Origin of the sequence: Virgibacillus salarius, from assembly GCF_039521925.1 — a bacterium.
GTDB lineage: Bacteria > Bacillota > Bacilli > Bacillales > Amphibacillaceae > Virgibacillus > Virgibacillus salarius.
Map to the genome: position 1 here is coordinate 1 of NZ_BAAACY010000108.1, position 6,616 is coordinate 6,616.

Genomic DNA, 6,616 nt, shown 5'->3' on the forward strand with positions numbered 1-6,616 from the left:
AATAGCTACTAGAGGAAGCGTAAATCGGAGCATTTAGTGATAAGGACTGAGCGAATTTTGCTCAGTTTTTTTATAGTGGTAGTTATAAAATCAGTGTTATACGCCAACTTTTCTAATAAATAAATAGTTTATTACTTTAAAAATGTCACAGAATGTTCTAAAATAAATAATAGTTACCAAAAAGTTTGCATAATTTTTAATACATTGTTTTTTAATCGGTTCATAAATAGAATTAGTACTTGTAAACGTATCAAGGAGATATTTCTATTATTTGTAACCGATTTCAATTTATAAAACGAGGTGATTGGATGGATATGCAGAAGATACCAGTTAAAGAAGGTAATCATAATCTGAAAGATTATGAAAAAGTTAGGGAAACTTTTTCATGGGATGATATGAAGAAACATTTTTCCTGGAATGAAACGGGAAAGGTTAATATTGCCTATGAGGCGTTAGACCGCCATGCGGAAAATCCAGAGAAAAAGGACCAGGTTGCATTACTGTATTCTGATCCAGATAGAGAAGAGAAGGTAACCTTTGGTGACCTACGTGATGAGAGTAATAAGTTTGCTAATGTTTTACGTAAGTATAATGTGAAAAAAGGAGATCGCGTATTTCTGTTCATGCCAAGAAGCCCAGAATTTTATGCAGCTTTCTTCGGTATCCTTAAAGTTGGTGCCATCGCTGGACCTTTATTCGAAGCTTTCATGGAGCAAGCGGTTCGCGATCGATTGCAGGATAGTGAAGCAAAAGTGTTAATTACAACACCTGATTTATTGTATCGAGTTCCACAGGAGGATTTACCAAACTTAGAAAAAATAGTGCTTGTAGGGAAACATAACGAATCTGCGGATCATTATATTGATTATCAAAGAGAAATGAAGGATGCTTCTAATAAAACAGAAATGGAATGGGTAGATTTAGAAGATGGTATGTTACTCCATTACACATCTGGATCTACTGGAAAACCAAAAGGTGTGTACCATGTCCATAATGCTATGATTCAACATTATGCTACGGGCGAGTGGGTATTAGACCTAAGGGAAGAGGATGTATATTGGTGTACCGCTGATCCAGGCTGGGTTACTGGAACAAGTTACGGAATTTTCGCACCATGGTTGCATGGTGTGACTAATGTTATTCGAGGTGGAAGATTTACACCGGATGATTGGTATGGAACACTAGATACGTATAAGGTTAGTGTCTGGTATACGGCACCTACAGCACTTCGTAAATTAGTAAGTGCAGGAGAAGACGTAGTGAAGAAATATGACCTTTCTTCCTTACGACATATTATGAGTGTTGGAGAGCCATTGAATCCAGAAGTAGTGACTTGGGGATTAAAAGCATTTAATTTGCGGATTCATGATACATGGTGGATGACGGAAACAGGTGCACAGCTTATTGTTAACATTCCATCAATGGAGATAAGACCAGGATCAATGGGGAAACCATTACCAGGTATTGAAGCGGCTATTATTGATAATGAAGGAAATGAACTACCACCAAACCAAATGGGGAATTTAGCTATTAAGAAAGGTTGGCCATCTATGATGCGGGCTGTATGGAAGAATCCAAGCAAGTATGACAGCTACTTTATCCATGGTTGGTATGTATCAGGAGATAGTGCTTATAAAGATGAAGATGGCTATTTCTGGTTCCAGGGGCGTTTAGATGATGTTATCAATACTTCTGGTGAACGAGTTGGCCCATTTGAGGTAGAAAGTAAATTAATAGAACATCCGGCTGTTGCTGAAGCCGGCGTTATTGGGAAACCACATCCAGAGCGAGGAGAGATCATTAAAGCGTTTATTACGCTGAATGATGGGTATCAGAATACGGATGAATTACTAGAGGATATACGCTTATTTGTTAAGACAGGGCTAAGTGCTCATGCTGCACCACGTGAACTAGAAGTAAAAGACTCCATTCCTAAGACAAGAAGTGGTAAGATCATGCGTCGACTATTGAAGTCTTGGGAGCTAGGATTGCCTACTGGTGATACGTCAACATTAGAAGAATAGATGGTAGAGCCACAGAGGGTAAAATAATTTAGATAACGAAGACGCTTAATTATAGACTGATTAAAATATGCTCCCTTCCAAAGTAGATAGATCAAAAAATATAATCTGTTGCTTTGGGGGGATTTTTGTCTAGGAAATTACGGAAATTATAAAATTTGAGCCTGTGGATATATATGCGTGTTGAGCCGCGTGAAGCTCCAGCGCCCAGAAACGAGGCGACTTCATGAATCGCCCTAATCTAAGTCATCATCGGCGCGCAAGCTCATCGTAATACCTTTATCTCCGTTGACTCGCTCTAGTCGCTACGTTTCTACTCGGACGCTTACGCCTTTTGCTCTTGAAATGCTATCGAACGGAATGGATACAACACTCCTTTTACACCGCTCACTTTATAAGCTAGTTATTTCTTATTTACTTTGAAATCTGGTACATTTCCAATATGGGACATATTCATAAATTGAGGAAATGAGGAATCTTAAAATGTCTAAAGAATTTTGGGATCAAAACTTTTCAGATAAAGAATTTGTATATGGGAAACAGGCAAATCAATTCATCCAGCAAAAGAGTCACCTCTTATCTAAAAATTCAACTATAGGATGCTTTGCAGAGGGAGAGGGCAGAAACGCCATCTATTTAGCTGGTTTAGGGCATGAGGTTATTGCTTATGATCAATCTACTGTCGGATTAGAAAAGGCAAAACAATTAGCTGTAGAGCAAGGAGTAAACGTACAAGCTATTCCCATGGACTTGACTAAGGAAAAGGTGATATCTCGCCAATTTGATGCGGCGATTATGGTCTTTGGGCATGTTCCAGCGGAAGATCAACATTTTTTTATTCATAATATAATTGCTGCTGTAAAGCCAGGTGGCTATGTAATGTTTGAGGTATACTCAGAGGATCAATTAGACTACCAAACAGGTGGACCAAGGGAGAAGGAAATGCTGTATCATCCATCGGATGTATTACAATGGATAATGCCTCATCATTGTTTGCATTTCTATTATGGAGAAGTAGATCGAAAAGAAGGAAAAAAGCATACTGGCTTGTCTCATGTTATTCAAACGGTTATAAAAAAGAAAGACTAGATATGTAAATAGAACCAAAGGATAAGCGGATTACTCCCTTAACCTTTGGTTTTTGTCGTTTATGCAGTAATGGATTCAGCTGGGCCAAAAATTTCGAAATGAATATCTTTGTCAGCTACATGTGATTTTTTTAAGCTTACATAGGTTGTACGCATGAATCCTTTTGGTCCACAAATGTAACATGTAGCATCTGATGTTGGTAAAATTGAAGATACCCACTCAGCGTCTATATAGCCTTTTTTATCACATCGATCCGTATCTTTGGGATGATTATAGATCGTATAGCTTGTCACATGATTATTAGAATTAGTAATGGTAGCAACTCTCTCTTTCAACGCATGATAATTTTCTGACTTTGCAGCATGAATGAAGATAACCTGTCGTTCAGGCTGTTCTTTTATCACCGTTTCTAACATACTCATCATTGGTGTCATTCCCACACCTCCACTAATTAGTATCAGTGGTCGATGATCTTGTTGATCAAGTATGAAGTCTCCAGCCGGTGCACTTATAGGTAAAATGCTTCCTTCATTAATTTTCTCATGTAAATAAGTAGAGACAATTCCTGCTGGGCCTTGTTCATTCTCATCCTCACGTTTAACACTAATGCGGTAATACCCTTCATCCGGAGCACAAGATAAACTGTATTGGCGAAGATGGGTATATGGTTCACCATCTATGTCTGCTTTTACAGTAATGTATTGTCCAGGCTGATAACTAGGAAATGGTAAACCATCCTCGGGAACTAAATAAAAAGATGTAATAACTTCACTCTCAATTACCTTTTTTGTCACTTTGAAATTTCGAAAACCTTCCCAGCCACCGGATGATTGCAATGTCTTATTATATAATTCTTTTTCCACGTTAATAAAAAGATCTGCTATGACATAATATGCTTTTTCCCATGCGTCGATCACATCATCATTAGCTACTTCTCCTAAAACATCTTTCATTGCTAGTAATAGGTACTTGCCAACGATTGGATAATGTTCTGGTTGAACATTTAGACTTTTATGCTTATGTGCAATTTGCATGACATGGGGTACTATTTCTTCTAAATGATCGATATTTGCCGCAGCAGCATAAACGGTATTCGCTAAGGCCTTGGGCTGAGCACCTCTCCGTTGATTGGTTTGATTAAATAAATTCTTTAATTCTGGATGATTTGTTAGCATTAGCTGATAGAATCGCTTCGTTATCTCTGAACCTTGTTGTTGTAATACTGGCACAGTAGCTTTAATAATGTCCTTTGTTTGCTCATCTAGCTCGACTGTTTGTGTTGACATAACTAAGCACTCCCTTTGAAATAAACATGTATTTTGTATACATGTTTATTTTATAATAATTTAACTGGTAAAAAAACAGGAAAATAAGCAAAATATGTTACAATAATGTGAAAACATGAACAAGTAGGTGTATCCATGAATCTTAAAAAATATACAGATTACGCATTACGTGTATTAATATTTACGGGAATGAAATCAGATCAAGAGCTGGCTACAATTAAAGAGATATCCGAGGTATATACGATTTCACAAGAACATGTAAGGAAAGTAGTACATGAGCTTGTAAAGATGGAATTGATAGAGTCGGTAAGAGGCAGGCATGGAGGAATTAGAATGGCTAAGCCACCAGAAGAAATCAATGTTGGTAGACTTGTTCGACAGCTTGAAGCTGATTTTGTCATTTTAGAATGCTTTGATAAAGGAACAAACCACTGTGTTATTTCTCCAGGCTGTACATTAAAACATGTATTAAATAGAGCGTTAGTCGCTTTTTTTAAGGTTCTTGAAGCATATACATTAAAGGATTTAATTAAAAATGAAGAAGAGCTTCGTGAACTAATGGGACTGTAAAAAATATGTTTTATATAAGAATTATTGGGAACATATAATTATGTAGTCATCGTAAAGGAGTGGATATATCATGAGTAAAAAAATAGCAACTGTTATTACAGATATGTTTGAAGATGTGGAATATACAGAGCCAGCTAAAGCTTTCCGGGAAGCTGGTCATGAAGTCGTTACGATTGATAAAGAAAAAGGAAAGAATGTAACAGGAAAAAATAAGGAAGCTATCATCACTATTGATCAAGGTATTGATGATGTAAACCCAAGTGATTTTGATGCGTTATTTATTCCAGGTGGCTTTTCTCCAGATATGTTACGTGCAGATGAACGCTTTGTAAAATTTGCAAAACATTTTATGGATGAAAAGAAGCCAGTATTTGCGATCTGTCACGGGCCGCAGTTGCTAATTACGGCGAAATCACTTGAAGGGCGAAAAGCAACTGGATTTAAATCGATTCAAGTCGATATGGAGTATGCGGGGGCAAACGTAGTAGATGAAGAAGTGGTAGTATGCCAAAATCAGCTTGTTACAAGTCGTCAACCAGATGACATACCAGCATTTAATCGAGAAGCTGTAAATGTGTTAACGAAATAAGCTAAAAATTGGCATTGCTAAAATGCTTGTTTTTAAAGACGAATAAGAATTGAAAAATTTATAAAAGCATGGTTCTATTTGCTGCATTGGAGAGAGGCGCTTGTGACCAGCCCGCGTGAGCTATTGCACTATGTAGCCTTACCGAACGGATCGTTCGGCTTTGTTTTAAAAGATAAGAAAGTATAAAAATTTGGCTATACCAGAGTGTTTCTTACTGTGGTATTTTAAGTATATGGAAAAAAACATCTTGAAACGAATCTTTTTTGATAAACATCAACATTGGGAAGCATTTAAGAAGAAACATGAAGAGCGAATTCGTCCAATTGTCATTAAAGAGGTGGAAAAATTTCGTGACTGTGGAGATCCCAAAAATGGATTCAAACTCTATGTTTGTGAAGGATGCCATGACGTTCGACATGTCCCTTTTCGATGTAAAGGGCGTTTTTGTACAACGTGTTCTGTAGGAGAAAGTGAAGAATGGAGTCGCGTCCTTACAGAAGATATAGTACAAGTGAACCATCGGCATGTAATCTTTACGATAGATGAAAAATTACGGGCTATATTTCTATGGCATCGAGAGCTTTTGAAACCCCTTATGGATGAAGCTGCGAAGCTAATCACGGGTTATTTTCGAAAGAAGGCAAAAGTGATACCGGGGATAATTGCCGGATTACATACATTTGGGTCAAGAGTGAATTTCAATCCCCATGTTCATATGTTAGTGACAATGGGAGGAGTTACGGAAAAAGGAGAATGGAAAGCGTACGACTATATACCGTTTACGATGCTTCGAAAGCAATGGCAGACGGTGGTGTTAAAATTCATTCGTAAACACTTGTCAAATAAGGAAAAGAAAAGAATTCAACCAAGATTACAACAGGCTTTTTCTAATAATGGGGAAGGCTTCTATGTGTATGCCCCAAAACAAAGAGGAAAGGTGAAGGACCAACTGCGTTATATTGGCCGCTATATTCGTCGACCAGCGATTGGAAACAATCGTATCGAGGAATATGATGGTCAACATGTGACATTCAAATATATGGATAAAGTAGACGGTAAAG

At 37.4% G+C, this 6,616-nt stretch carries 6 protein-coding genes; 5 read left to right on the forward strand and 1 reads right to left on the reverse strand.

Annotation, left to right across the window (positions count from 1 at the left end; translation table 11 throughout):
• The first annotated feature begins 308 nt into the window (after positions 1 to 308).
• Positions 309 to 2,024, forward strand: coding sequence for an acetate--CoA ligase (gene acsA / locus ABDZ84_RS14045; protein WP_026680139.1), 1,716 nt, complete (start codon positions 309 to 311; stop codon positions 2,022 to 2,024).
• A 480-nt stretch (positions 2,025 to 2,504) separates the two neighbouring features.
• Positions 2,505 to 3,110 carry a class I SAM-dependent methyltransferase gene (locus tag ABDZ84_RS14050; protein WP_026681837.1) on the forward strand — a complete coding sequence of 202 codons (606 nt, stop codon included), beginning with the start codon at positions 2,505 to 2,507 and terminating at the stop codon, positions 3,108 to 3,110.
• A gap of 59 nt (positions 3,111 to 3,169) precedes the next feature.
• Here ABDZ84_RS14050 and hmpA read toward each other — a convergent pair whose 3' ends face one another.
• Entirely contained in the window at positions 3,170 to 4,396 is a 1,227-nt protein-coding gene (hmpA, locus tag ABDZ84_RS14055) for an NO-inducible flavohemoprotein (protein WP_026681838.1), read from the reverse strand.
• Positions 4,397 to 4,531: 135 nt separating this feature from the next.
• Here hmpA and nsrR point away from each other — a divergent pair, with 135 nt between their 5' ends.
• The 3 genes from nsrR to ABDZ84_RS14070 all read left to right on the forward strand — a co-directional run.
• Positions 4,532 to 4,966 carry a nitric oxide-sensing transcriptional repressor NsrR gene (gene nsrR, locus ABDZ84_RS14060; protein ID WP_026681839.1) on the forward strand — a complete coding sequence of 145 codons (435 nt, stop codon included), beginning with the start codon at positions 4,532 to 4,534 and terminating at the stop codon, positions 4,964 to 4,966.
• A gap of 70 nt (positions 4,967 to 5,036) precedes the next feature.
• Positions 5,037 to 5,555 (forward strand): type 1 glutamine amidotransferase domain-containing protein, encoded by a 519-nt coding sequence (locus ABDZ84_RS14065; RefSeq protein ID WP_228088977.1) that lies wholly within the window; start codon positions 5,037 to 5,039, stop codon positions 5,553 to 5,555.
• 232 nt (positions 5,556 to 5,787) lie between these two features.
• Positions 5,788 to 6,616: IS91 family transposase (locus ABDZ84_RS14070; RefSeq protein WP_425542132.1), on the forward strand; the 829-nt coding region annotated here is incomplete at its 3' end.

Bases quoted from the DNA above. Each gene is read 5' to 3' on its own strand.
- nsrR (WP_026681839.1), top strand. From the start codon at position 4,532: ATGAATCTTAAAAAATATACAGATTACGCATTACGTGTATTAATATTT.
- hmpA (WP_026681838.1), bottom strand. From the start codon at position 4,396: ATGTCAACACAAACAGTCGAGCTAGATGAGCAAACAAAGGACATTATT.
- ABDZ84_RS14065 (WP_228088977.1), top strand. From the start codon at position 5,037: ATGAGTAAAAAAATAGCAACTGTTATTACAGATATGTTTGAAGATGTG.
- ABDZ84_RS14050 (WP_026681837.1), top strand. From the start codon at position 2,505: ATGTCTAAAGAATTTTGGGATCAAAACTTTTCAGATAAAGAATTTGTA.
- acsA (WP_026680139.1), top strand. From the start codon at position 309: ATGGATATGCAGAAGATACCAGTTAAAGAAGGTAATCATAATCTGAAA.